General features: G+C 62.8%; 25 protein-coding genes. 10 read left to right on the top strand and 15 right to left on the bottom strand.

Features of this window, described 5'->3' with window-relative positions; genetic code table 11:
- Positions 1-3: 3 nt before the first annotated feature.
- From P6U30_RS13210 to P6U30_RS13190, 5 genes are all read right to left on the bottom strand, one after another.
- Positions 4-720 (bottom strand): ABC transporter ATP-binding protein, encoded by a 717-nt coding sequence (locus P6U30_RS13210; RefSeq protein WP_407169446.1) that lies wholly within the window; start codon positions 718-720, stop codon positions 4-6.
- The gene (locus P6U30_RS13205) at positions 713-1,465 is read right to left on the bottom strand and encodes an ABC transporter ATP-binding protein (protein WP_407169445.1); all 753 of its coding nucleotides are present in this window, start codon (positions 1,463-1,465) and stop codon (positions 713-715) included. The genes P6U30_RS13210 and P6U30_RS13205 overlap by 8 nt, the downstream gene beginning before the upstream one ends.
- Entirely contained in the window at positions 1,462-2,493 is a 1,032-nt protein-coding gene (locus P6U30_RS13200) for a branched-chain amino acid ABC transporter permease (RefSeq protein WP_407169444.1), read from the bottom strand. Before P6U30_RS13200 ends, P6U30_RS13205 begins: the two co-directional genes overlap by 4 nt.
- Before the next feature lie 7 nt (positions 2,494-2,500).
- On the bottom strand, positions 2,501-3,370 hold the full coding sequence (locus tag P6U30_RS13195; protein WP_407169443.1) for a branched-chain amino acid ABC transporter permease: 870 nt from the start codon (positions 3,368-3,370) through the stop codon (positions 2,501-2,503).
- Between the two features lie 152 nt (positions 3,371-3,522).
- A complete protein-coding gene (locus tag P6U30_RS13190) occupies positions 3,523-4,686 on the bottom strand; it encodes an ABC transporter substrate-binding protein (RefSeq protein WP_407170446.1) in 1,164 nt (387 codons plus the stop codon).
- 399 nt (positions 4,687-5,085) lie between these two features.
- Between P6U30_RS13190 and P6U30_RS13185 the strand changes: the two genes are divergently transcribed.
- On the top strand, positions 5,086-5,346 hold the full coding sequence (locus tag P6U30_RS13185) for a hypothetical protein (protein ID WP_407169442.1): 261 nt from the start codon (positions 5,086-5,088) through the stop codon (positions 5,344-5,346).
- Here the strand turns inward: P6U30_RS13185 and purU are convergent.
- The gene (gene purU / locus P6U30_RS13180) at positions 5,343-6,206 is read right to left on the bottom strand and encodes a formyltetrahydrofolate deformylase (RefSeq protein ID WP_407169441.1); all 864 of its coding nucleotides are present in this window, start codon (positions 6,204-6,206) and stop codon (positions 5,343-5,345) included. The two genes, P6U30_RS13185 and purU, sit on opposite strands and share 4 nt — an antisense overlap.
- Positions 6,207-6,342: 136 nt before the next feature.
- Between purU and P6U30_RS13175 the strand changes: the two genes are divergently transcribed.
- A complete protein-coding gene (locus P6U30_RS13175; RefSeq protein WP_407169440.1) occupies positions 6,343-7,188 on the top strand; it encodes a uroporphyrinogen-III synthase in 846 nt (281 codons plus the stop codon).
- 111 nt (positions 7,189-7,299) lie between these two features.
- Here the strand turns inward: P6U30_RS13175 and P6U30_RS13170 are convergent, their stop codons facing one another.
- The 3 genes from P6U30_RS13170 to P6U30_RS13160 all read right to left on the bottom strand — a co-directional run bounded on the left by P6U30_RS13170 (position 7,300) and on the right by P6U30_RS13160 (position 10,135).
- On the bottom strand, positions 7,300-8,256 hold the full coding sequence (locus P6U30_RS13170; protein ID WP_407169439.1) for a GDP-L-fucose synthase family protein: 957 nt from the start codon (positions 8,254-8,256) through the stop codon (positions 7,300-7,302).
- Entirely contained in the window at positions 8,237-9,322 is a 1,086-nt protein-coding gene (gene gmd, locus P6U30_RS13165) for a GDP-mannose 4,6-dehydratase (protein WP_407169438.1), read from the bottom strand. The genes P6U30_RS13170 and gmd overlap by 20 nt, the downstream gene beginning before the upstream one ends.
- 138 nt (positions 9,323-9,460) lie before the next feature.
- Entirely contained in the window at positions 9,461-10,135 is a 675-nt protein-coding gene (locus tag P6U30_RS13160; protein ID WP_407169437.1) for a Crp/Fnr family transcriptional regulator, read from the bottom strand.
- 380 nt (positions 10,136-10,515) lie between these two features.
- On the opposite strand from P6U30_RS13160, the gene P6U30_RS13155 reads away from it, so the two are divergent.
- The 6 genes from P6U30_RS13155 (at position 10,516) to P6U30_RS13130 (ending at position 17,790) form a co-directional block, all read left to right on the top strand.
- Positions 10,516-11,337, top strand: a complete 822-nt coding sequence (locus tag P6U30_RS13155; protein ID WP_407169436.1) for an ABC transporter ATP-binding protein — start codon at positions 10,516-10,518, stop codon at positions 11,335-11,337.
- A complete protein-coding gene (locus P6U30_RS13150) occupies positions 11,334-13,262 on the top strand; it encodes a long-chain fatty acid--CoA ligase (protein ID WP_407169435.1) in 1,929 nt (642 codons plus the stop codon). The genes P6U30_RS13155 and P6U30_RS13150 overlap by 4 nt, the downstream gene beginning before the upstream one ends.
- 217 nt (positions 13,263-13,479) lie before the next feature.
- Positions 13,480-14,373, top strand: coding sequence for a branched-chain amino acid ABC transporter permease (locus tag P6U30_RS13145; RefSeq protein ID WP_407169434.1), 894 nt, complete (start codon positions 13,480-13,482; stop codon positions 14,371-14,373).
- Between the two features lie 3 nt (positions 14,374-14,376).
- A complete protein-coding gene (locus P6U30_RS13140) occupies positions 14,377-15,450 on the top strand; it encodes a branched-chain amino acid ABC transporter permease (RefSeq protein ID WP_407169433.1) in 1,074 nt (357 codons plus the stop codon).
- A gap of 59 nt (positions 15,451-15,509) precedes the next feature.
- Positions 15,510-16,793, top strand: coding sequence for an ABC transporter substrate-binding protein (locus P6U30_RS13135; RefSeq protein WP_407169432.1), 1,284 nt, complete (start codon positions 15,510-15,512; stop codon positions 16,791-16,793).
- 157 nt (positions 16,794-16,950) lie between these two features.
- Positions 16,951-17,790 carry an ABC transporter ATP-binding protein gene (locus tag P6U30_RS13130; RefSeq protein ID WP_407169431.1) on the top strand — a complete coding sequence of 280 codons (840 nt, stop codon included), beginning with the start codon at positions 16,951-16,953 and terminating at the stop codon, positions 17,788-17,790.
- 64 nt (positions 17,791-17,854) lie between these two features.
- On the opposite strand, the gene P6U30_RS13125 is transcribed toward P6U30_RS13130, so the two are convergent.
- On the bottom strand, positions 17,855-19,006 hold the full coding sequence (locus P6U30_RS13125) for an AGE family epimerase/isomerase (RefSeq protein WP_407169430.1): 1,152 nt from the start codon (positions 19,004-19,006) through the stop codon (positions 17,855-17,857).
- Between the two features lie 90 nt (positions 19,007-19,096).
- Between P6U30_RS13125 and P6U30_RS13120 the strand changes: the two genes are divergently transcribed.
- Complete coding sequence (locus P6U30_RS13120) at positions 19,097-20,320, top strand: phenylacetate--CoA ligase family protein (protein ID WP_407169429.1); 1,224 nt, start codon at positions 19,097-19,099, stop codon at positions 20,318-20,320.
- Between the two features lie 52 nt (positions 20,321-20,372).
- Here P6U30_RS13120 and P6U30_RS13115 read toward each other — a convergent pair whose 3' ends face one another.
- Together P6U30_RS13115 and P6U30_RS13110 are read right to left on the bottom strand one after the other, a co-directional pair.
- Positions 20,373-21,404, bottom strand: a complete 1,032-nt coding sequence (locus tag P6U30_RS13115) for a glycosyltransferase family 4 protein (RefSeq protein ID WP_407169428.1) — start codon at positions 21,402-21,404, stop codon at positions 20,373-20,375.
- 325 nt (positions 21,405-21,729) lie between these two features.
- Positions 21,730-22,272: an HAD family hydrolase gene (locus P6U30_RS13110; RefSeq protein WP_407169427.1), complete on the bottom strand. Its 543-nt coding sequence runs from the start codon at positions 22,270-22,272 to the stop codon at positions 21,730-21,732.
- Between the two features lie 268 nt (positions 22,273-22,540).
- Here P6U30_RS13110 and P6U30_RS13105 point away from each other — a divergent pair, with 268 nt between their 5' ends.
- Complete coding sequence (locus tag P6U30_RS13105) at positions 22,541-22,963, top strand: hypothetical protein (RefSeq protein WP_407169426.1); 423 nt, start codon at positions 22,541-22,543, stop codon at positions 22,961-22,963.
- A gap of 59 nt (positions 22,964-23,022) precedes the next feature.
- Here the strand turns inward: P6U30_RS13105 and P6U30_RS13100 are convergent, their stop codons facing one another.
- From P6U30_RS13100 to P6U30_RS13090, 3 genes are read right to left on the bottom strand one after another with little or no spacing between them, the layout of a single operon-like run.
- A complete protein-coding gene (locus P6U30_RS13100) occupies positions 23,023-24,120 on the bottom strand; it encodes a DegT/DnrJ/EryC1/StrS family aminotransferase (RefSeq protein ID WP_407169425.1) in 1,098 nt (365 codons plus the stop codon).
- A gap of 10 nt (positions 24,121-24,130) precedes the next feature.
- Positions 24,131-24,598, bottom strand: coding sequence for an acyltransferase (locus tag P6U30_RS13095; protein WP_407169424.1), 468 nt, complete (start codon positions 24,596-24,598; stop codon positions 24,131-24,133).
- Positions 24,595-25,656 carry a Gfo/Idh/MocA family protein gene (locus P6U30_RS13090; RefSeq protein ID WP_407169423.1) on the bottom strand — a complete coding sequence of 354 codons (1,062 nt, stop codon included), beginning with the start codon at positions 25,654-25,656 and terminating at the stop codon, positions 24,595-24,597. Before P6U30_RS13090 ends, P6U30_RS13095 begins: the two co-directional genes overlap by 4 nt.
- Between the last annotated feature and the right edge of the window lie 151 nt (positions 25,657-25,807).

The following is a 25,807-nucleotide window of genomic DNA, read 5'->3' as shown; positions in this document are numbered from 1 at the left end:
TTTCTAATGTGCTTTGGCCCCGGAGACGCCGAGATGGCGCTCAAGGACAGAGGGATCGGCTTTCAGCGCGCTGCTCGCGGCATCATGCACGATCGTGCCGCGTTCCAATATCACAACGCGGTCGGCGAGCCCCAGAATCTTTTGCGCATTCTGCTCGACGATAATCGAACAAATGCCCCCCGAGCGCGTGATGGTTCCGATCGCCTTTAACAATTCCTCAACGATGATCGGCGCGAGGCCCTCGGTCGGCTCGTCGAGCAGCAGCACCTTCGGATTCAGCGTCAGCGCGCGACCGATCGCCAGCATCTGCTGCTCGCCGCCGGAGAGCTGGTTGCCGAAATTGCCGCGGCGTTCTTTCAGCCGCGGAAACATCTCATACACCCGTTCGACGGTCCATGGTCCGGGCTGCGCCACCGCGGTCATGTTCTCTTCCACGGTCAGCGAGCGGAAGATGTTGCGCTCCTGCGGCACCCAGCCGATGCCGGCACGAGCGCGCTGGTCAGGCCGCATCGCCGTGATGTCATGGCCTGCCAGCGACACGCTGCCGCCGAAGCGCCTGACGATGCCGACGATCGAATTGATCAGCGTGGTCTTGCCCGTGCCGTTGCGGCCAAGCAGCGCCAGCACCTGGCCTTCCGCGAGGCTGAACGACATCCCGGGCAGCACCACCGCCTCGCCATATCCGGCGCGCAGGTCCTGTACGGAAAGAAGATCAGGCATCGGGGGCCTCGCCGAGGTAAACCGCCCTCACCTGCGGATCGCGCGCGACCTCGTCGGGCGCGCCTTCGGTCAACAGCCCGCCATTGACCAGCACCGAGATGCGGTCAGCAAAGGAGAACACCAGGTCCATATCGTGCTCGATCAGCAGCACGGTGACGTCGCGTGGCAGCGCCGCGACTGCCGCGAGGATGTCGTGCCGCTCGCTTTCGGGCACTCCGGCCGCCGGCTCGTCGAGCAGCAGGACCCGCGGCCTGGCTGCGATCGCCACCGCGATCTCCAGCAGGCGCTGCTTGCCATAAGGCAGCGTCGAGGTGAGTTCGCTCATCACGTCGAGCAAATGGAAGCGCGCGAGGATCTCGGCAATCTCCGTATTGACATCATTGCGCGTGCCCATCCGCCGCCACCAGTCGCCACCGCGGCCCATCCGCTCCGAGACAGCGAGGCCAATGGTTTCGAGCGGAGTGAGGTCGGCATAGAGCTGATTGATCTGGAAGGTGCGCGACAGCCCGCGCAGCACGCGCTTGTGCACGGAGAGGCCCGTGATGTCGCTCCCTTCGAGCAGGATACGTCCGCTGTTCGGCCTCAGCACGCCGGTGAGCTGATTGATGACGGTGGTCTTGCCGGCGCCATTAGGCCCGATCAGCGCGTGGCGAGCGCCCCGCATCACTTTCAGCGACAGATCACGGGTGACACGGAGCCCACCGAACGATTTTTCGAGGCCGCGGGTTTCGAGCGCGATGGTCATGACGCGTCACTCTCGGGAACCGCGACGACGGCCTTGCGCCCGGCGAACCGGCGGACGATCAGATTCGGCACGAACAGCACCCAGCGGTGGATGCGCGCGCGGCCGACCAGCACGATCACGACCAGCACGAGGCCGATCCAGAACAGCCAGTACTGCGGGGTAATGCTCTGAAACAACTCCTGCAACATCTTGAACACAACGGCGCCGATCAGGCCACCATAGAGATAGCCGGTACCGCCGATCACAAGCACCAGCATCAGGTCGGCCGAGCGTTCGAACGCGAACACGTCGAGCGAGGCAAGCGCGGTGGTCTGGGTGAACAGCGCGCCGGCGATGCCCGCATAGAACGCGGCGAGCGTATAGATCGCGACCAAGCGGCGGTTGACCGGCACGCCGATCGCCGCCGCGCGCAGCGGGTTGTTCCTGATCGCGCGTAGCGACAGGCCGAACGGCGAATGCACGATGCGCCGGGCGAGCAGAAACAAGACGAACAGCACGATCAACGAATAGAAGAACCCGGTCTTGCCGAACATGTCGAAGGCGAACAGCCCGAGGATCGGCTGCATCTCGATGCCCTGCAAGCCGTCGGTGCCGCCGGTGATATCGGAAAACCGCTCGGCGAGTGCCTCCAGCAACAGCGCGATCCCAAGCGTCACCATCAGCCGAGTCAGATCGACGCCGCGGATGACAAGAAAGCTGGTCGAGAAACCCAGCACGGCCGCGACGAGACCGGCGACCACGAGGGCTATGACGGGCTCGTTGATGATGCCATGCAACGCCAGCAGCCCGGCCGAATAGGCACCTACACCGAAAAACGCCGCGTGGCCCAGCGAAACGATGCCGGCATAACCGAGGATGAGGTCGAGCGACAGCGCGAACAGCCCGAATCGCACAATGTCAGTCATGATCAGATAGCGCGACGGGAACAGGAAGGCGCAGGCCAGCGCCAGAAGCCAGAACACGAGCTCGCCGATCCGCCAGCGCGCGCCGGCAACGGCCTGAGAGGAAACGTCCGTCAGCGCGGTCATGGCGAGTTCATCGCGCCGCGGTGCGGCCGAACAGGCCGTTCGGGCGCCAGATCAGGATCACGATCATGACAGTGTAAATCACGAACGGACCCATCTTCGGCACGTAATACTTGCCCGCGACATCGGCGATGCCGAGCAGCAGCGAGGCTAGGAACGGCCCGGTGATCGAGGATGAGCCGCCGACCGTCACGACGATCAGGAAATAGATCATGAACTTCAGCGGAAAGTACGGATCAAGCCCGAGGATCTCGGCGCTCAGCGCGCCGCCGAGGCCGGCCAGCCCGCAGCCGAAGGCGAAAGTGAAAGAGAACACCTGCGGCACGTTGATGCCGAGCCCGATCGCGGCGCGCGGATCATCGACCGCCGCGCGCAGACGGCTTCCGAACCGCGTCTTGGACAAGATCAGTTGCAGCGCGAGCGTCAGCAGACCGCAGATCACGACGATCATCAGCCGGTAGCGGCCGATGCCGACGCCGAACAGATCGATCTGCCCTTCCAGCGCCGACGGCAGCTTGATGAAGACCCGCGCCGAACCCATGACGTAGTCGACCGCAGCGACCGACATGAACACCAGGCCGATCGAGAATAGCACCTGGTCGAGATGGCTGCGCGTGTAGAGATGACGATACAGCGCGCGCTCCATCAGGGCGCCGATCGCGGCGCTGGCGGCGAAAGCGAGCGGCAGCGCGGCAAAGAACGGCCAGCCGGAATTATTCACCAGCACGGCGCAGACGTAGCCACCGGCCATGGCAAAGGCGCCATGCGCGAGATTGACGAAGTTCATCAGCCCGAGGGTCACTGCAAGGCCGCAGGCGAGCACGAACAGCAGCATGCCGTAGGCGACGCCGTCGAACAGGTTGGTGAGGACAGAGGCCATGGAGAGCCGGACGCAGCCTGATGCTAATTCGTCATTCCGGGGCAGCGCGCTTGCCCTGAACCCGGAATCTTCAAGAATTTCGAGGTCCCCGATGCGCAATCGCGTATCCGAGGTTCGCGCTCGGCGAGTTCCGGACGACGCGCTTGCGCGCATCACTTCTTAGTCTTGCCGGAATCCTTGACGGCTTCGAAGGTGGCGAACTCGACGTTGTAGAGTTCGCCGTCGACCTTCTCGACCTTACGGATGTAGACGTTCTGCACGATGTCGCGGGTTTCCGGATCGATCGAGATCGGGCCGCGCGGGCTCTCCCACTTCATGCCCTTCATCGCCGCGACCAGTTTGTCGCCGTTGCTGTCACCACCCGTCTTCTTCAGCGCTTCGTAGATCAGGTGGATGCCGTCATAGCCGCCCACCGCCATGAAGCCCGGACGGTTGCCGAACGCCTTCTTGTAGGCGGCGACGAAATCCTTGTTCTTCTGCGAGGGATGCGCCGCCGAATAGATATGCGCGGTCACCACGCCGAGGGCGGCATCGCCCATGTTGTTGAGCAGGTCGTCATCCATGACGTCGCCGGGGCCGATCACCCTGATGCCGCTTTTGTCGAGACCGCGCTCGGCGTACTGCTTCATGAAGTTGCCACCTTGCCCCGCCGGAACGAACACGAACATCGCGTCGGGCTTGGAGTCCTTCATGCGCTGCAGGAACGGCGCGAAGTCGGGATTGGCCAAGGGCACCTTGACCTCCTCGACGATCTCGCCGCCGCCGGCGGTGAAGTGCTGCTTGAAGAAGGTCAACGCGTCATTGCCCGGCGCGTAGTCGGAGGTCAGCGTCGCGACCTTCTTGATGCCGTTCTTGGCCGCCCAGTCACCGATGATGGTGGAGGACTGCGCCAGCGTGAAGCTGGTGCGCACGATGTAGGGCGAGCGCTCGGTGATGATGGAGGTGCCGGCGGCCATGACGACTTCCGGGATCTTCCCCTGCGTCGCCAGCGGCGCCGCGGCAAGCGCGGCGGGCGTCACGCCGAAGCCGGCAATGATGCTGACCTTGTCGTTGACGATCAGCTCCTGCGCCAGACGCTTGGTGTTATCAGGCATCGCGGCGTCATCCTTCAGGATGATTTCGACCTTCTTGCCGGCAACGGTGTCGCCGTTCTGCTGCATATAGAGCTTGATGGCATTGTCGATCTGCTTGCCCGTCGAAGCCTGACCGCCGGTCATCGGCACGATCAGGCCGATCTTCACGGTGTCCTCGGCGTGCGCCGGCGCGGCGGCGCACAGCCCCGGGAGGGTGGCCGCCGTGGCCGCCCACAGCAACATCCTGCGACGATTGAAATTGATCATGAGCGTTCTCTCCCCCTCCTTGTGCGATGAACCGAGTCCCCGGTTCTTGTTTCGCCAGCATCGCGGCCAAAGCCGCAACGCGACATGGCGTCTTCCGCCGCCCTATTGTCAATCGGACGATGGGCGAGTGCCGTCCACTGCAGCCGGCATCGGCTGATTTAGGTTTAAGGTATTAAATTACCATAACATAACGCCCAAAGCGACCCGCGATCTAGGATTCGCAGGCCTTGCGATTTAGACGATCGTGCGAAGCAAATGAAGCTGTCAACAAAGAAGCACAATTGCGGACGAAGCGTCGCGCCTCTAGTTCAGTATCCTCAAAAATTAGGGTCGTACCCTTCCCACATGCCGAACTGCATCCGCCCTGTCTTCATCATGACCGCCCTCGCGCTGATGGCCTCCGCGCTCAGCGGGTGCAGCTCGATCAACGAGAAAATGGCAGCCGGCGTCGGCGATTATCTTCCGGCTTGGGCCGGCGGCTTGCCCGCCGACGCCCCGCCCCGCCCCGGGACCGCCAAATACGATGAGTTCATGAAGGAGCGCGAGCGCAAGCGCCTGATGCCGGCGGCCGAGCACGGCGACGATCCGAAGGCGGCATCGACGCCAGTCCCGACGTCACAGGGTGCGGCTCATTAGTCGACAAATACCACGGTCTTACGGCCGTTGAGGATGACGCGGTCGGCCAGGTGATAGCGGATCGCCCGCGCCAGCACGCGACGCTCGATGTCGCGGCCTTTGCGGACGAGATCCTCGGGCGTGTCACGGTGACTGATCCGCTCGACGTCCTGGTCGATGATCGGCCCCTCGTCGAGATCGCTGGTGACGTAATGCGCGGTGGCACCGATCAGCTTGACGCCGCGCTCATGCGCCTGATGGTAGGGCTTGGCGCCCTTGAAGCCCGGCAGGAACGAATGATGGATGTTGATGCAGCGGCCTGACAGCCGCGCCGACATCTCGTCCGACAGGATCTGCATGTAGCGCGCCAAGACCACGAGGTCGGTCTGGGTATCCTGCGCCAGCTTCCACACCGCGTCTTCCTGCTGGCGCTTGGTTTCCCTTGTTACCGGCAGGCAATGGAACGGGATGTCGCCGAAATCGAGCGAGCCATAGGTCTCGCGGGGATGGTTGGAGACGATCGCGGTCGGGATCATCTCGAGCTCGCCGGTACGCCAGCGGTAAAGGATATCGACCAGACAGTGATCGGACTTGGAGACGAGCAGCATCACCCGGCGGCGGCTGGCGCGGTCGCGCATCTGCCATTCCATGCTGAAGCGTTCGGCGATCGCGGCAAAGCCGGTCTGCAGCGCCGGCAACTCGACCGCGAGGTCCGCCGCGGTGAAGACCACGCGCATGAAGAACTTGCCCGTCTCTGTATCGTCGAACTGCTGGGCATCCAGGATATTCTGCCCGTTGTGAGCCAGGAAGGTGGACACCGCCGAGACGATTCCCGGGCGATCCGGACAGGACAGGGTCAAAACGAATTGATGGTCGGGCATGCCAATTGACCAGAACTTGAGCAAGAGCGCGGAGCGACGATTTTGGCCTTCGTCTATCACCGCCCGCACCCTTGCGCCAATCCCGTAGCAGGGTTCAAATCGAACAAAAGACGGCAATGTTTGTTAGAGCACCATCATGGCTGACCGGCTGAACGGCTACCGCATCCTGATCCTCGAAACCCGCGAGGAGGCACAGTTTTCCCGCTTGCTCGCTGAGCAGGGCGCGGATGTGCTGCAATGCCCGATGTTCACCATCCATGATGCGCCCGACCCGGCGCCGATCGAGACCTGGATCCGCCGTGCGATCGAGCGGCCGCTGGACGATCTCGTGCTGATGACCGGCGAAGGCCTGCGCCGCCTGATGAAGCTCGTGCGCCGGACCGGGGTCGAGGCGGAATTCGTCGGCAGCATCTGCAAGGCGCGCAAGTTTGCCCGCGGCCCCAAACCCGGCCGCGCCCTGCGCGAGATCGGGCTGGAGCCCCAGATGACGACGGAGAAGCCGACATCGGAAGGCGTTGCCGAGATGCTGTCGAAGCTCGACCTGAACGGCCATCGCGTGGGCCTGCAGCTCTACCCGGACAAGGATCACAGCGTGTTGATTGGCGCGATCAAGGCGCAGGGCGCCGACGTCGATACCGTCCTGCCCTACGTCTACGACGCGCGCGCCGCCGACGCGAACATCGTCGCCGCGATCGATGAGATGGCGCGCGGCCGCATCGACGCCATCGCACTGACGAGTTCGGGGCAAGTCCGCCGCTTGATCGACGTGGCGCAGGCACACAATTGCGAGGCTCAGTTGCGTGATGGGCTGAACCACACGCCGATCGCCTCCGTCGGCCCCATTGTGTCCGACGAGTTGAAGGCCCATGGCCTGCGCACCGACATTTATCCGGCGAACGACGCGTTCTTCATGAAGCCGCTGATCTCGGCTATGGCGACCGCCCTGTCGAAGAACCCGCCGCGGATGGCGGCACGGCAGTAGCCAAGTCGTCATTGCGAGGAGCGCGAGCGACGAAGAAATCCATCCGTTCCCGGCGCGGAGAGGTGGATTGCTTCGCTTACGCTCGCAATGACCGGGGGTGACAGTCGCGCGCTACTCCGCCGCCTGCTTGGTCTCGCTCAGATAGGCCTGATACGCGAGCCTGATGCCGTCCTCGAGCGAGGTGGTGGCGCGCCAGCCGAGCTTGGCCAGGCGGCTGACATCGAGCAGCTTGCGCGGCGTGCCGTCCGGACGCGACGTGTCGAAGCTGATCTCGCCGCGATAGCCGACGGCAGCCCCGACCACGCGGGCGAATTCAGCGATGCTGATATCCTCGCCGGTGCCGATATTGACCAGTTCAGGAGAGGAATAGGCCTTCATCAGGTGGATGCAGGCGTCAGCGAGATCGTCGACATAGAGGAATTCGCGCCGAGGCGTGCCGGTACCCCACACCACGACGTTGGTCGCCCCCGACAGTTTAGCCTCATGGAAGCGGCGGATCAGCGCCGCGACGACGTGGCTGTACTCCGGGTGATAATTGTCGCCGGGACCGTAGAGGTTGGTCGGCATCACGCTGATGAAATCGGAGCCGTATTGGCTGCGATAGGTCTCCGCCATCTTGATGCCGGCGATCTTGGCAATGGCATAGGGCTCGTTGGTCTGCTCCAGCGGGCCGGTCAGCATCGAATCCTCGCGCAGCGGCTGCGGCGCCAGCCGCGGATAGATGCAGGACGAGCCGAAGAACATCAGCTTCTCGCAGCCATTGGCGTGGGCAGCCTGGATCACATTGGCCGAGATCGCCAGATTGTCGTAGAGGAACTCGGCCCGCAGCGTGTTGTTGGCGACAATGCCGCCAACCTTGGCCGCGGCAAGGAACACGGCCTGGGGACGTTTCGCGGCAAACCAAGCGTCCACGGCGGCCTGGTGGCGGAGGTCAACTTCGCTGCGCGACGCCGTCAAAAGGGTCGTGCCCTCGCGGGCGAGCCGGCGCATCAGCGCCGAGCCGACCATGCCGCGATGGCCGGCGACGAAGACAGTCTTGCCCTTCAGTTCATACGGAGTGCTTGCCATTGGCGGCGTCCTGTCTGGCTTCTGCGAGATCGCCGGCAACCATTTCCTTCACCAACTGCGCGAAGGACGTCCTCGGCTTCCATCCAAGCTTGGCGCGCGCCTTGCTCGAGTCGCCGATCAAGAGATCGACCTCGGCCGGACGGAAATAGGTCGGGTCGACGCGAACCACGGTCCTGCCCGACGCCTTGTCGACGCCGGTTTCGTCGACGCCCTTGCCGCGCCATTCGATCGCGCGGCCGACCTCGGCGAACGCCAGCTCGACGAATTCGCGCACCGAGCGAGTCTCGCCGGTCGCCAGCACGAAGTCATCGGGATGATCCGCTTGCAGGATCATGTGCATGCCCTCAACATAGTCACGCGCATGGCCCCAGTCGCGCTTGGCCTCGAGGTTGCCGAGATAGATCGTGCTCTCAAGGCCGACCTCGATGCGAGCGACGCCACGCGTGATCTTGCGCGTCACAAAGGTCTCGCCGCGGATCGGGCTCTCGTGGTTGAACAGGATGCCGTTGCTAGCGAACATGCCGTAGGCCTCACGGTAGTTCACCGTGATCCAGTAGCCGTAGAGCTTCGCCACGCCGTAGGGCGAGCGCGGGTAGAATGGCGTGGTTTCCTTCTGCGGCACCTCTTGCACTAGGCCGTAGAGCTCCGAGGTCGAGGCCTGATAGAACCGCGTCTCCTTTTCCATGCCGAGAATCCGGATCGCCTCCAGGAGGCGCAGCACGCCGATGGCGTCGGCGTTGGCGGTATATTCCGCGCTCTCGAAGCTGACTGCAACGTGGCTCTGCGCAGCCAAGTTGTAGACCTCGGTCGGCCGGATCTGCTGCATCAGCCGGATCAGATTGGTGGAATCGGTCATGTCACCATAGTGCATCAGGAACGGCACGTTGCCGGCATGCGGGTCCTGGTAGAGGTGATCGACACGCGCGGTGTTGAACGAGGACGACCGGCGCTTGATCCCATGAACGGTGTAGCCGAGACCGAGCAGGTATTCGGCAAGGTACGCACCATCCTGTCCGGTGACACCGGTGATCAGCGCTACGCGCCGCTTCGAATCCTGAGCTGCCATATTTTCTCCAGAGGCGCGAAAATCGCGCGATCCAAATCGGGTCGGTCTGTAGCATCCGACCCGGCCCAAGTCTAATGCCCAGACGGCCCCGAGTCGGGGATTCGGAACCGTAAAATGGCCCTTGTACCCTGGTCGGGATCACTCGCCGTAGTGGCGCAGCCGCTCAAGGTCGATGATGGTCACCCCGCCATATTCAAGCCGGAGTAGCCCTTCCCGTTCCAGCCGCTTCAGGCACTGGTTGGCGTTCTGCCGGGAGATTCCCGACAATGCGCCGATCTCCTCCTGGGTGATCTCCAGGTGCAGCGTCAGGTCGGGATAGAGAATCGGATTGAAGAGCGAGGCAATTGACCGGGCCAGCCGCTCGGTCGCATCCAGCGTGCGGCCGTATTCCAGGAGCGCGATGAACTGGCCGAGCCGCTCATTGAGCTGTCCGACCAGGAATCGGTTGAAGCCGACACTGTTCTCGAACAGCCAGACGAAGGTGCGGCGGTCCATCATTGCGAGCCGCGTGTCGCGCAGCGCCACCACGTCGTAGCGCCGCGCCTCGTTCTTGAGCACAGTGCCCTCGCCGAACCACGCGCCGGTGGTGAGGCCCGCGAAACTCGCCGCCTTGCCGCGGCGGGAGACGATGCCCATGCGGGCCAACCCGCTGACGATGCCCGTCCAGTACTGGAAATTGTCGCCGCGCATGAAGATGAATTCGTTGGCGCGATAGGACTTCTCGGCGATGCCGGCGCGGGCGATCTCGATTTCCTGCTCGGTCAGTTCGCGCGACCAGGCCGCGATACGCCTCAAGTAATCAACAGCAATCATTCGAGCGACAGCGTCCCACGCCCAACCATATTGCACCGCAACAACACCATTTCCGTTAGGAACCGGGAGCTTGGAAAGCCAGCGAAAATTTCCTGCTGAATTGTCGGGCACATGACAATCCAACCTATCGCTTTCTCGTATTGAGAACCACCTCGCGTAACGCCGCGCGCTCCCTCACGCGGATCGCTGTTGGCGGGTAGCGGGCTGGGACAAGTGGGTGCGGCGTTACCGCAGATGACGCAGGTGATGCGAACGAGCCAAGCTCTCAGGCACCGGCATCATGAGCCGGATGGCCTGCCCACGGCGGCCCATGTAAGATCGAATTGGATGTCGAACGATAGATAAAGAGCGCGCCAAGCGCCATATCTGGAGGGAACAGGGTGGCTTACAGTCTGGAGGTGCGCGAGGTCTCTTTGCGCTTTGGCGGCGTCCGCGCGCTGACCGATGTGAGCTTCGGCGTCAACGAGGGCGAGCTGTTTTCCATCATCGGCCCGAACGGCGCCGGCAAGACCTCGATCGTCAACTGCATCTCCGGCCGCTACAAGCCCACCGAAGGACACCTGTTCTATCGCGGCCAGGACATCACCGGCCTCACCCCGAACGCGCGGCCGCGGCTCGGCATCGGCCGCACCTTCCAGAATCTCGCACTGTTCCACCACATGAGCGTGCTCGACAACATCATGGTCGGCCGCCACCACCTCCTGAAGAACAACTTCATCACGGGATCGCTGTACTGGCTCACCGGCGCGCGCCGCGAGGAGCTGGAGCACCGCCGCAAGGTCGAGGAGATCATCGACTTCCTCGACCTGCAATCGGTGCGGAAGGCGACCGCCGGCACCCTGCCCTATGGCCTGCGCAAGCGCGTCGAGCTCGCCCGCGCGATGGCGCTGGAGCCGCAGCTGATTCTGCTCGACGAGCCGATGGCCGGCATGAACTTCGAAGAAAAGGAAGACATGGCGCGCTACATCGTCGACCTCAACGAAGAGTTCGGCATGACGGTGATGATGATCGAGCACGACATGGGCGTCGTGATGGACATCTCCCACCGCGTCATGGTGCTGGATTTCGGCCGCAAGATCGCCGAAGGCGACCCGGCGACCGTGCTCGCCGATCCCCATGTCAAGCGCGCCTATCTCGGCGAAGAGGACGAGGTGCTGGTCGATCCCGACGACAAGCCGGCGGTGCGGGAGAGCGCGGCATGATGGACTACGCCCGACGCGCCGCGCAGGCCGACACCTTCCCGAAGATGCTGCGAGTGAACGCCAAGGAGCACGGCAGCGAGATCGCGCTGCGCGAGAAGGATTTCGGGCTATGGCGCGAATTTACCTGGAACGACTACCAGATCCGCACCCGTGACTTCGCGCTCGGCATGGTCGAGCTCGGCCTCGGCCGCGGCGACGTGATCGGCATCATCGGCGACAACAGGCCGGATTGGGTTGCCGCCGAGATCGCTAGCCACGCAATCGGCGCGATGAGCCTCGGTCTCTATCGCGACGTGCTGGACGAGGAAGCCGCCTATCTCCTGAGCTACGGCGAAGCCAGGCTCGTGTTCGCCGAGGACGAAGAGCAGGTCGACAAGCTGCTCGGCCTCGCCGACCGGGTGCCCAATCTCAAGCACATCGTCTACTCCGACCCGCGCGGCATGCGGAAATACGACGACCCGCGCCTGATGGAGGCGAGCGAGCTCGCGGCGATGGGACGCGACCGCGCCGCGCGCGAGCCTGGCCTCTATGACGGCCTGGTCGACGCAACCAACGGCGAGGACGTCGCGATCCTCTGCACGACCTCGGGCACGACCGCCAACCCGAAGCTTGCGATGCTCGCCGCCGGTCGCGTGCTGCGGCATTGCGCGACCTATCTCGCCTTCGACCCCAAGGGGCCGGACGACGAATACGTGTCGGTGCTGCCGCTGCCCTGGATCATGGAGCAGGTCTACGCGCTCGGCAAAGGACTGCTCTGCCGGATGAAGGTCAACTTCGTCGAAGAGCCCGATACCATGATGAACGATTTCCGCGAGATCGCGCCGACTTTCGTGCTGTTCGCGCCGCGCGTCTGGGAATCGATCGCCGCCGATGTCCGCGCCGGCGTGATGGATGCCTCCCCGCTCAAGCAGAAGCTCTACGATATCGGCATGAGGACCGGCCTCGCGGCACTCGCTGACGGCAAGCGCTCGATGTTCGCCGACAAGCTGCTGTTCCGCGCGCTGCGCGACCGGCTCGGCTTTACGCGGCTGCGCTCGGCAGCCACGGGGGGCGCGGCGCTGGGGCCGGAAACCTTCAAATTCTTCCAGGCCATGGGCGTGCCGCTGCGCACGCTCTACGGCCAGACCGAGCTGCTCGGCGCCTATACGCTGCACCCCGAAGGCAAGGTCGACCCAGACACCACCGGCATTCCGATGGCCGACGACGTCGAAATCCGGATCGACAGTCCCGACGTCAACGGCGTCGGCGAGATCGTGGTGCGTCATCCCAACATGTTCCTCGGCTACTACAAGAACCCCGAGGCGTCGACGGCCGACATCAAGGACGGCTGGATGTATTCCGGCGATGCCGGCTACTACAATGACAACCGGCAGCTCGTCGTGATCGACCGCATCAAGGATCTCGCCGAGACCGCGCGCGGCGAACGCTTCTCGCCGCAATATATCGAAAACAAGCTGAAGTTCTCGCCCTACGTCGCCGAAGCTGTTGTGCTTGGCGCCGGCCGCGACGCGCTCGCCGCGATGATCTGCATCCGCTACTCGATCATCTCGAAATGGGCGGAGAAAAACCGAATCTCGTTCACGACCTATACCGACCTGTCCTCGCGCCCGGAGGTCTATGCGCTGCTGCGGAAGGAGGTCGAGACCGTCAACGCGACGCTGCCGCCCGCGCAGCGTATCTCGCGCTTTCTGCTGCTCTACAAGGAGCTCGACGCCGATGACGGCGAGCTGACCCGAACCAGAAAGGTCCGCCGCGGCGTCATCAACGAGAAATACGCCGACATCATCGAAGCGATCTATAGCGGCAAGGACGATATCCCCGTCGACACTGTGATCCGCTTCCAGGACGGCACGACACAACGCGTCCGCACGACGCTGCAGGTCGTGGACCTCGGCCGCGCGACGATAGCGGAGGCCGCGGAATGACTGCGTTGCGAGAACAGAGCGTGATGCGCGTGAATGTGCCCTCTCCCCTTGTGGGAAAGGGCCGTTCCCCTGGTCGACAAGAACTCGCGTGGGTGAGGGGTACCCTCTCCACGATCCCGATGTGGAGAGAACCCCTCACCCGGCTTCGCTTCGCGAAGGCACCCTCTCCCACAAGGAGAGAGGGCGCCGGCACCTCCGATCGGAGCGACCGCATCTCATGAACACCCAGTTCCTGATCCAGCTCATCGTCAATGGCCTCGTGGTCGGCACGCTTTATGGCGTTGTCGCGATGTCGTTCGTGCTGATCTACAAGGCGACCCAGGTCGTGAATTTCGCGCAGGGCGAACTGCTGCTGGTCGGCGCCTGGGTATGTTGGGCACTGCTGACCAGGTACCAGCTCCCGTTCTGGATCGGCATGCCGGTCACGCTCGCCTTCATGTTCGTCTTCGGCATCGCGATTCAGGTCGTGATCCTGCGTCCGATGATCGGCGAGCCGATCATCTCGGTCATCATGGTGACGATCGGCCTGTCGACCGTGTTCCAGGCCGCGCTGAAGTGGATCTTCGGCGTCAACCCGCAGCCGTTCCCGCGGGTGTTCGAGAGCCAGTCGGTCAACCTGCTCGGACTACAGATCCAGACCGTCTATGTCATGAGCCTCGTGGTCTCGCTCGCCATGATGGTCGGCATGGCCTGGTTCTTCCGCGCGTCCAAATATGGCTTGGCGATGCGTGCCACCGCATTCAACCAGCAGGTCGCGCAGTCGCTCGGTATTTCCGTCAAAAGCGTGTTCGCGATGGCGTGGGCAATCTCGGCCACGGTTTCGGCGGTCGCCGGCGTCGTGGTCGCCGTGGTCAACGGCGTGTCGTCCGGTCTCTCCGCTTACGGCATCAAGGTGTTTCCGGCCGCGATCCTGGGCGGCCTCGATTCGGTTGGCGGTGCCGTGCTCGGCGGCATCATCATCGGACTCCTGGAAAACATCGCCCAATATGTCGACAGCGAATTTCTGCACTGGGGCAATCTTTACGAGATCGCGCCGTTCTACGTCCTGATCATCATCCTGATGATCAAACCTTACGGCCTGTTCGGCACCAGGGATATTGAGCGGGTTTGATCAATGGCAACAAGCACCCTGATCCCGTCGGGCGATTTCCGCACCACTTACGCGGCCGACACCACTATCTTCCCGACCGCGACCAGCCGCAACTTTGCGATCGCCGGCATCGTGATCGCCTGCCTCGCGCCGATGCTGCTGAGCAACTACTGGCTGAGCATCGCGATCCAGATCGGCATCTTCGCGATCGCAGCGCTCGGTCTCAACGTTTTGGTCGGCTTCACCGGCCAGATCTCGATCGGCCACGCCGCATTCTTCCTGTTCGGCGCCTTCACCTCGGCCTACATTTCCAACAACGCCCCGATCCCGGTGTTCTTCGCCATTCCGCTTGCCGGGCTGATCACGGCGTTGGTCGGCCTGATCTTCGGCGTGCCGGCGGCGCGGCTGAAGGGACTCTACCTCGTCATCGCCACGCTCGCCGCGCAGTACATCCTGCTCGACTTCTTTTCGCGCGCCGAATGGTTTTCGGGCGGCTCGGTGCCGGCGAGCGCCAACCCGTTCTCGATCTTCGGCTACACGCTGCGCGGCGACCGGCAGTATTTCTACGTCGTGCTCGCTTATGTCGTGGTCAGCTATCTCCTCGTCACCAATCTGATGCGGACGCGCGACGGCCGCGCGCTGGTCGCGATCCGCGACCATTATCTCTCCGCCGAGATCATGGGCATCAACCTGACCAAGTACCGCACGCTGTCGTTCGGGCTTGCCGCGTTCTTTGCCGGCATCGCCGGCGCGCTCTACGCGCATTACCAGCTCGTCGTGTCGCAGGAGGGCTTCGGCATCGAACGCTCGGTGCTGTTCCTCGCCATGGTGATCATCGGCGGCACTGGATCGGTCATGGGCACGCTGATGGGGACGGCCTTCGTAGTTCTGCTGCCGGAATCGATGGAATGGCTGAGCGCATGGCTGAAGGGGGGCGCCATCGACAAGGCGCTGCAGCTCAACAACAACATCACGTTCCTGCGCGAGATCGCGATCGGCCTGATCATCATCGGCTTCCTGATGTTCGAGCCGGATGGCCTCGCGCATCGCTGGCGGCAGATCAAGACCTACTGGAAACTCTACCCGTTCTCGCACTGAGTCAGGGAGCGGACATTGCTCGCAAGATCGGTTCAATGAATAACAGGAGGAAACCCAAAATGACGATTAGATCCCTTTTGAGCTCGGTCTCTCTTGCGCTGCTGATCGGCAGCGCAGCCGCTACCGCGCAGGCCCAGATCGCGATCGGCCATCTGCAGGACCTCTCGGGTGGCACATCTGACGTCGGCACACCCTATGGCCAGGGCGTCGCCGACACCCTCGCCTGGGTCAACAAGAACGGCGGCGTCGGCGGCAAGCAGCTCAATGTCGACAGCAACGACTACGGCTACCAGGTGCCGCGCGCCATCGCGCTCTACAAGAAATGGTCGGCGCCCGACAACAAGGTCGCGGCGATCATGGGCTGGGGCACCGCGGACACCGAAGCCCTCACCGGCTTTCTTGCGCAGGACAAGATCCCCGACATCTCCGGCTCTTATGCCGCAGCGCTGACCGACCCGGAAGGCACCAGCGGCAAAGCCAAGCCCGCGCCGTACACCTTTTTCTATGGCCCGAGCTATTCGGATTCGATGCGCGCGATGCTGACCTGGGCCGCGGAGGACTGGAAGGCCAAAGGCAAGCCCGGCAAGCCGAAATTCGTCCACATGGGCGCCAACCATCCGTATCCGAACGCGCCCAAGGCGGCTGGTGAAGCGCTTGCGACCGAGCTCGGCTTCGAGGTGCTGCCGCCGCTGGTGTTCGCGCTCTCGCCCGGCGACTACTCGGCGCAGTGTCTCAGCCTGAAGAGCTCCGGTGCAAACTATGCCTATCTCGGCAACACGGCGGCCTCGAACATCTCGGTGCTGAAGGCCTGCAAGGCCGCCGGCGTCGACGTCCAGTTCCTCGGCAACGTCTGGGGTATGGACGAGAACGCCGCGAAGACCGCCGGCGATGCAGCCGACGGCGTGATCTTCCCGCTCCGCACGGCGGTGAGCTGGGGCGGCAACGCGCCCGGCATGAAGACGGTGATGGAAATCTCCAAGATGTCCGACCCGTCAGGCAAGGTTTATCGTCCGGTGCACTACATCGCCGCGGTCTGCAGCGCGCTTTATCTGAAGGAAGCGCTCGACTGGGCCGCCAAGAACGGCGGCACGACCGGCGAGAACGTTGCCAAGGGCTTCTACCAGAAGAAGGACTGGGTGCCGGCCGGCATGGACGGCGTCTGCAATCCCTCGACCTGGACCGAAAAGGATCACCGCCCGACAATGAAGGTCGACCTCTATCGCTCGAGGGTCTCGGGCGCGACCGATGGCGATATCAACGACCTGATGGCCAAGGGCACGATCAAGCTCGAGAAAGTGAAGACCGTCGAGCTGCCGCGCAAGCCGGAATGGTTCGGGTGGTGAGGCCGTGAGGCAGCCACTGGCGCAGCTTCAACATAAATCGTCATCCCCCGCGAAAGCGGGGGATCCAATACGCCGCGGCATCGCGGTTGATCGCTGACGTCTCTGGAATGCTGGGTTACCGGCCTTCGCGGGTAACCCAGCCGAAGGTGATCGAAACATGACTGAAGTAGCAACAGCCACCCGCCCCGCGCCGACGGCCGTTCCGCCGCCGCCACTGCTCAGCGTCAACAATATCGAGGTCGTCTATGACGACGTCATCCTGGTGCTGCGCGGACTGAGCCTGGAGGTGCCAAAGGGCGCGATCGTGGCGCTGCTTGGCGCCAACGGCGCCGGCAAGTCGACCACCTTGAAGGCTATCTCCGGCCTGCTGAAGACGGAGGATGGTGAGGTGACCCGCGGCGAGATCCTGTTCGAGGGTCAGCGTATCAATGGTATCGATCCGGACAAGATCGTCCGCCGCGGCATCTTCCAGGTGATGGAGGGCCGCCGCATCGTCGCCGACATGACCTCGCTGGAGAATTTGCGGCTCGGCGCCTTCACCCGCCGCGACAACGAGGTCGCCGACGACATCGACATGGTGTTCAAGTATTTCCCGCGCCTGAAGGAGCGCACCGGGCTCGCCGGCTATCTCTCCGGCGGCGAACAACAGATGCTTGCAATCGGCCGCGCGCTGATGGCGCGCCCGAAGATGATCCTGATGGACGAGCCCTCGATGGGATTGTCGCCGCTGCTCGTCAAGGAAGTGTTCGCGATCGTCAAGGAGATCAACCGCGATCTCGGTGTCACGATCCTCCTCGTCGAGCAGAACGCACGCGCCGCGCTTTCGGTCGCGAGCCACGGCTACATCATGGAGCAAGGCAAGGTCGTGCTCGACGGCTCCGCCGACGACCTGCGCGACAACGAGGACGTCAAGGAATTCTACCTCGGCGGCGCCGGCGATCAGCGCAAGAGCTTCAAGAACCTGAAGAGCTTCAAGCGGCGCAAGCGCTGGCTCTGAGCGTTTTCGAGCGAAGTGAGGACCGGTTCGCGTGAAGAAAACGCGTCAGATCAGGAACGCGGCTCTAGCCGAGCACCTGCTCGGCTTCAGCGACCGCGCAGAGAACATGATAGAACGACGATGCAGGGATCGTGGCGACCAGCGACGTCCCTTCGCGGTCGAATTGGTCGTACCAGCCGCCCGCCACCGGGTGGCTGAGATAGTGCCGCTCCAGCCGCACCAGCGCCGCGCGGGCTTCGTCCGCGGCACCGGCCTCGCCCGCTTCCGCTTGCGCGATCCACGCCTTCGCGATTTCGGTCTGCGGCCACAGCCGTCGCGTGTGACGGCGGATGTTGCCCTCGGTGTCGCCCTCGTCGATCAGGCAGCCGGTGGCCTCATCGCGATAGCGCAGGGCCGATGCGAGCAGTTCGCCGCGCGGACGTCCAGTCGGGCAACCCGTGATGCGTTCGAATCCCTTCAACAGCCAGACCCACTCCGCCTGATGTCCAGGTTCGACGCTGATAGGCAGGATCTTCGACCAGTCCTCCTCGAAATACTCCCCGAGCACACGCATCTGCTTGTCGTAGAGATTGGCCAGGAACAGCGCGAAGAACTCGCCGGCACGATTCTGGAAAGACAAGTCTTGAGTGGCGTCGAAGCACGCGATCATCGCCTCAAACAGGTGCATCTGCGGATTCTGACGGCGCGGCATCGAAGGCGGCAAGCCTTCCAGCACTCCGCCATGCGGCGAGCGCAGCTCCGCATCGAGGAACGACAGCAGAGCGTCGATCTCGGCGCGGATCTGGGCGTCGCGATCGAGGCCGTAGACGGTCGCGAGCGCAAACAACACGAAGGCGTGGTCGTAGGAGTCGCGCAGCGGATCAAGCACGTCCCCCACGGGCGTCAGCCGGTGGACATAGCCTGGCCGGCCGTCCGGCGCCTTGGCCTTGGCCAGCAGATATTCCACCCCCTTCAGCGCGATCGCGCGGCCGTCCGGGTACCATCCCATCTGTGCGGCCTTAGCGTAGCAATAGATCTGCCGTGCCTGCACGAATACCCGGCGCGGCGCGGCAGCATCCGCGCTACCGTCTGGAAGCAGTCGGTCGATGAAGCCGCCGGCTGTATTGTCCCAGCCGACGGTCGACCACAACGGCAGCGCGTGGTCGATCATCCGGCGCTTCAATCTTGCAACAACGTCGGCCGGCCCATACGCCACGACGCTCAGTCCTTCAGCCATTGTGTTCCCCGCAACGATCCGACACCGGTGCTCGCCGCCTATAGCACGCGCAATGTGGCATGCAACCGGGTGAGCCCCTAAGGACCCGTCATGACCGACCACTACGACGCACTGGAAGCGCGCGATCCGGCCGAGCGCGAGGCTGCGCTGTTCGTCCGATTGCCCGAGGTGCTGCACAGGGCAATGGCTGCGCCGGCTTATGCCAACCTCTTGATGGGCATTGATCCCGCGTCGATCACCAGCCGGGACGCGCTGGCCGGGCTGCCGGTGCTGCGCAAGTCGGAACTTCCCGCCCTGCACAAGGCAGCCCCGCCCTTTGGCGGCCTTGTGGCCGACAAGCCTGGCTCGTTCGCACGCCTGTTCACGTCGCCAGGGCCAATCTTCGAGCCGGAAGGCCGCCAGGCCGACCCCTGGCGCGGCGCGCGGGCGCTGTTCGCGGCAGGCTTTCGACCCGGCGACGTGGTACTGAACACCTTCAGCTATCACCTCACCCCCGGCGGCTTCATCTTCGACGCCTCGGCGCGTGCGCTCGGCTGCGCGGTGATCCCGGCCGGTCCGGGCAACACAGAGCAACAATTCGAGTTGATCGAGGCCTATCGGCCGATCGGCTATAGCGGTACGCCGGACTTTCTGAAGATCCTGCTCGACGCCGCCGCAACGGCCGGTCGCGACCTGTCCTCGATCAAGCGCGCACTGGTCTCCGGCGCCGCGTTTCCGAAGTCGCTGCAAGAGGAGATGAAGTCGCGCGGCATCGATGCCTATCAGGCCTTCGGCACCGCCGATCTCGGCATGATCGCGTTCGAGACCCCTGCGCGCGAGGGCATGACGGTCAATGAAGATCTGATCCTGGAGATCGTCAAGCCGGGCACCGGCGACCCGGTGACGCCCGGCGACGTCGGAGAGATCGTGGTGACCTCGCTCGATCCGCATCATCCCTGGATCCGCCTCGCCCTCGGAGACCTCACCGCGGTCCTGCCGGGCAAGAGCCCGTGCGGGCGCACCAATATGCGCATCAAGGGCTGGATGGGCCGCGCCGACCAGACCACCAAGGTCAAGGGCATGTTCGTCCGCCCAGAGCAGATCGCCGAGATCAGCAAACGGCATCCCGAACTCGGCCGGCTTCGCCTTGTCGTCACGCGCGCCGGCGAGACCGACGCGATGACACTGAAAGCCGAATGCGCATCACCGGCGGAAGCCCTGCACGTTGAGCTTGTGGCAACGCTGCGTGCAGTGACGAAGCTCGGCGGGGCCGTCGAGCTGGTTGGCGCCGGATCGCTGCCCAATGATGGCAAGGTGATCGCGGATGAGCGATAAGGCTTATATCAGACGCCGATGAGCGGCACGCCCGAACGGCATGATCGGCCAGCTAGCGTGCTGCTCCGATCTTGTCGACCAACTCACGATAGTTCGTTAAAGCGGTCTCTTCGGTGTACTTTCGAGCGGCAATGGCTGCCAATTGTCCCATTTGTGTGACATCGCTCAAATTCATTGCCGCGGCGCGGATCGCCTCGGCGAGGCGCGCAGGGTCTTCGGGGGGCACCACCCAGCCTATCTTTTCGTTGCGAATTTCTATTCCGGCTTCAGAGTGGTCTTCGGCACCCACGATGACGGCGCGTCCGACCGCCAGAAGATTGTAAAGACGGCTGGGAATCGATACGCCGGCCATGTTGCGGCGATAGGGAATGATCCAGACATCCGCAGCGGACAGAAACTCGGTCAGATGCTCTCCGGGTACAGGCTCAAGCAACGTGACGTTGGGCAGACATTCCGCGGCTTGAAGATCCCTGAGGTGACCCCAACCTACGCCCCAGCCGGACAAGAGGAAGTGGATGCCCGGCTCGTTACGCAGAAGCTTGGCAGCTTCGAAAACCGTGCGCGGATCGTGCGTAAATCCGAGGTTGCCCGACAATCCGACCACGAGATGTGCGCCATAACGCGGCCTGAACTGATTTGATGGAACCAACTCTCGATGCCCAACAGGCAAAAACGTCCAGTTCGGGATGAAGTGAATCTTCTCCGCGTTAACGCCCCGGTACTTGGTGAGCAAGGGCGGAACATCGCGTCCAACGACCACGATGCCATCAAGCGCTCTGAACATAAAGCCGTTCAGTAGGCGCAAAAACTTGTTGAGCAGAGATGATGAGCCAATGAACCCGGCCGCTTCCAGTGCTTCGGGGTACAGGTCATAGATAAGAAGAGCGGTTGCCGCCCCTCGCAATTTAGCGGCGAACACAACTGCGTAAGGCAGCGTAAAGGGGTTTGTCACGCAAAATACGAGGTCGTCCTGGCGCGCCGCCTTCAGTACGGAATAAAACATGGATACAGCGAGACCGAGGATCGACGCTACACGCCCAATGAGGGCATGTTTTCCAGATTGGAAGCTCTTCAACTCGATCACGAACGGATTCGCTCGCGCGCCCGCTGTTGGGGACCCAGACCGCTTCGTTGCGGACAGAACGACAACCTCAGCGTCTACCGAGAAGGCATTGGCGATCTTGCCGAGATAGGTCGCAGTCGTAGTAGAGTCCGGCGGATAGATCTGAGTGGCTAAGATCACCCGTCTGAAGGTCTCCCGACGAGCTGGCTTGTTCTGCCTGGGCACGGACGGCATCGCGTTGAAGTGCTTTCTTTCGACTGTGATTTGATTAGCTATGATTAAAGGCTGTGTAGGTGATCGCGTCACCGTCCTCAAGTGTCTTGGCGGTCTCCCACGTTGACCGATCTCAGGCGATTTGCAGCAGAGGTTTCAGAAACAGTTCCAGGTTGGGTCCAGAAAATAGATAGCCCTTCAAACCAGCAGCGCTTGCGGCCTTAAGGTCAGTAGGTTGATCTCCAACGAGAAAGCTCCGTTTGACGTCGACCGGAAAGCGCTCTAGGAGGTCGTTGATCATACCCGGCGACGGTTTGCGTCGATGACACCCCCGACGATACCGTTCCACGATCCCCTCCGGATGGAAGGGACAGTACTCAAAGGCATCGATGTGCGCGCCGATCTGGGCAAGCTCGTCCGCCATCCAGTTGTGGAGCTCGTGGATCTGGGCCTCGTCGTAGAGGCCTCTTGCAACACCTGACTGGTTGGTAACAACGAATGCGAAATAGCCCAGGTCATTAACCGCCCTGACCGCTTCGCGAGCGCCATCGACCCAAGAAAACTTGTCCTTTTCAAAGAGGTAACCGATGTCCTCATTGAGGACTCCATCTCGATCGAAGAAGACAGCCGGTCTTCTCGCCTGATCAGTCATGTCGTTCATTGGATCATAGCGCATTCGCGAGGAGCTTCCGACTTCGTTGAATCGCACAATGCGACATGGCGCAACATCCTTGCCGTTGCCCAAACTGTATCATGCGCACGGGTAGGACAGGCACGTCGAGCAGCCGCAATTATGGACATAATTTGACATCGCGCGATTGTAAAAGGGAGCGTAGACAAGGGCTGCCGAAGTACGCTTGCCCATGCTAGGAGTCTTGCATCGCGGCTTGAAGGTAGGGTGCCCCAGTGACGGAGATTCGAATCTGTTGATCAGACAATCGTCGATGGCCAAGCTTGGTGTTGCGACCGCTGCGCTATTCCTTCTCTACTTCCCGCTCGCCATTTGGGTCACCCGGAGCCATGTCAATGTCATTCCCGATGGCGAGATCGTAGTTCAGTTGGTCGGACCATTCGAGACATACAATCACGCGAATATTAGTCACCAAAAGAAGCTAGACCAGCTGTCGAAATGGGCCGACGACGAGGCAGCCGACCCCCAGAAGTCTCCGATTGTCGTGTACGAGAATACTGTTCCGCTGGGACCGAGCCATAGTTCGTTCGAAGATATTGCGAAAAAGGGAGCCGGGCGCTATGCGTACTGGCGAAATGGATTGACGTTCTCAACCAGCGACAACAGCAACCCAGGTTCGAACGGTCGAACCTATTGGGCGGTATTGCCCAAGCACGAACCCAACGGTGCCCAATAGGCACGGCATTTTCCAGCGGCCGTCCTATACTCTTGCCCGATGTGCAAGCTCCATCAGATCTAAAATCCGTAGACCAAGTCGATCACCTCGTCCTGCTGCTGCCGCGTGATCTCGGCGAACATCGGCAGCGACAGGATCTGCCCCTGGTCGCGATACGCGTTCGGGAACTGCTCCGGACGATGGCCCAATCGGGCATAGGCCGGCAGGAGCGGCAGCGCCATAGGGTAGTTGATCGCAGTCTGCACGCCGTTGGCGTTCAGGTGCGCCGCCAGCGCATCACGGCGTGGATGCCTGATCGTGTAGAGATGGTAGACGTGGCTACGTCCCGCGGCGACCTGGGGCACCCCAATATCCTCGATCTGGTTGAGGCCGGCGTCATAGACCTTCGCGGCACCCTGCCGCGCCTCGGTCCAAGCGACGAGATGCGGCAGCTTGGCCGACAGGATCGCGGCCTGCATACCGTCGAGCCGGCTGTTGACGCCCTCGATCTGGTGCTGGTGCTTCACGAGCCCGCCATGGCGGGCTAGCATGGTCATGTGTTCGGCGAGCGCGGCATCGTTGGTGACGACCGCGCCGGCATCGCCCATCGCGCCCAGATTCTTACCCGGATAGAACGAATAGGTCGCGGCTTCGCCGAACGTTCCGATCATCCGGCCCTTGTAGCGGGCAAGGTGCGCCTGCGCGCAATCCTCGATCACCCAGAGCCTGCGCTTGCGTGCGATCGCCATGATCGCATCCATATCCGCAGGCTGGCCGTACAGATGCACCGGGATGATGCCGACCGTGCGCGGCGTGATTGCGGCCTCGACCGCCGCCGGATCGATCGTAAACGTCGCTCCGTCGGTATCGCAGAAGACGGGGGTGGCGCCGGAATGGGTGATCATCGCCGAGGTCGAGATCCAGGAGTGCGCCGTGGTGATCACCTCATCGCCCGGCTTCACCTTCAATGCCTTCATGGCGAGATAGAGCGCGTCGGTGCCGTTGGCGCAGGACACGCAATGCGCGACCTCCGCGGCCGCGGCGAACTCCCGCTCGAACGCATCGACATAGCTGCCGCGAATGAACGCGTTATCGCGGATCACGTTGGCGATTGCGCCATCGATCTCGCCCCTGATGGTCTGGTACTGTAGCTGCAAGTCGGCAAACGGCACCGGCATCGCTCGTCCCCTATTGGCTCGTCAGCAGGCGGCGCGCCGGATTGCCGGCATAGGTGCCGGGTGTTGTGATGTCCTTGGTCACCACTGAGCCTGCGCCGATCACGACATCGTCGGCGATCCTGACCGGCATGATCGTCGCGTTGGAGCCGATCGAGACTCGGTTGCCGATCACGGTCTCACGCCACAATTCCCTGCGGCCGCGCGCAGGGCCGCCGGTAGAGAATGTGTCGTTGACGAACATCACCCCGTGCCCGACGAAGCAGTCCTCCCCGATCGTCACCAGTTCGCAGACGAAGGCATGCGATTGCACGCGGCTTCGCGCCCCGATCACGACCCCCTTCTGGATTTCGGTGAAGGGACCTACGAAGCAATCGTCTCCAATCTTGCAGCCATAGAGATTGCAGGGCTCGACGATCTTGACGCGCGCGCCGAATGCCACGTCACGAACGCCTGCCTGATGCACCTCCGGCCGGTTCACGATACGACCCCGAGCCGGCTCAGCCGCGGCGTGAAGCGTAGCGCGACTTCTGCACCGGTCTCGATCGACTCGTAGAGCGCAGAGATCAGCTCAAGGCTCTTGCGGCCCTCGAGCCCATCAACCAGCGCGGAGCGCTGATTGACCAGACAATCGACCACATGGTGGTAATACGCCTGATGGCCGAAGCCGTAGACATTGGGTGGGTTGACCGAGAACTTTTCCACCACGTCCTTGTCCGACGGCAGTTCGTCGACGAAGCGCCAGTGCCGGATCTGGTTCACCGCAAAACCGGAAATCTCGACCGTTCCCCGCTCGCCGAGGATCGACAGCGACCCCTCGAGATCGGTCGGACGCGCTGCCGTGGTCGCTTCGATGATCCCGAGTGCGCCGTTACGAAACTTCAGCGTTGCGACGGCCGTATCCTCGGTTTCGATCCTGGCAAGCGCAGTGCTTGCGCGCGCATGGACACTGACGACATCGCCGAAGAACCACTCCAGCATGTCGACATGGTGGCTGGCCTGGTTGGTCAGCACGCCGCCGTCATAAGCCCAGGTGCCGCGCCAATCGTCCTGGTCGTAATAGGCCTGATCGCGGCACCAGCGCACGCGCACGGTCCCCAGGATGAGCTTGCCGAAGCGGCCGGCATCGAGCGCCTCGCGCGCCTTGACGACGGGCACGTTGAAACGGTTCTGCTTGACGATGAACATCTTGACCCCGGCCTCATCGCAGGCCCGGATCATGTCGTCGGCGTCCTGCAGCCGCAGCGCCATCGGCTTCTCGACCACGACATGCTTGCCGGCCCTGGCGCAGGCGATCACATGCGCAGGATGCAGCCCACTCGGCGTCAACACCGCAACCGCGTCGATGTCCCTGCGCGCCAGGAACTCATCCATGTCGTAATGCGCCGCCACCCCGAACTTGCCGGCGATCGCATCGGCCCGCGCACGAACGGGGTCGCAAACCGCAACCAGATTCGCCCCCTCGATGTGATTGCCACCCAGGAGGTCGGAATGACGCTTGGCAATACGCCCGCAACCAAGCAGGCCAAATCTGATCATGCAGGGACCCAGTCTTGTCTTATCTCCATCGGTCGAAAACCGAGGGAACAAGCGGCTTTGTCAGCCGCACGTCCATTACTCGGAAAACTCGGAACAAGGCAAGGCATATGCGTGGCGGATGACGATAGGTTTATATTCTTATAAAATGCTC

The sequence above is a fragment of the Bradyrhizobium sp. ORS 111 genome, from assembly GCF_045571485.1.
Lineage (GTDB): Bacteria > Pseudomonadota > Alphaproteobacteria > Rhizobiales > Xanthobacteraceae > Bradyrhizobium.
This window is presented reverse-complemented; position numbering and strand designations above follow the sequence as displayed.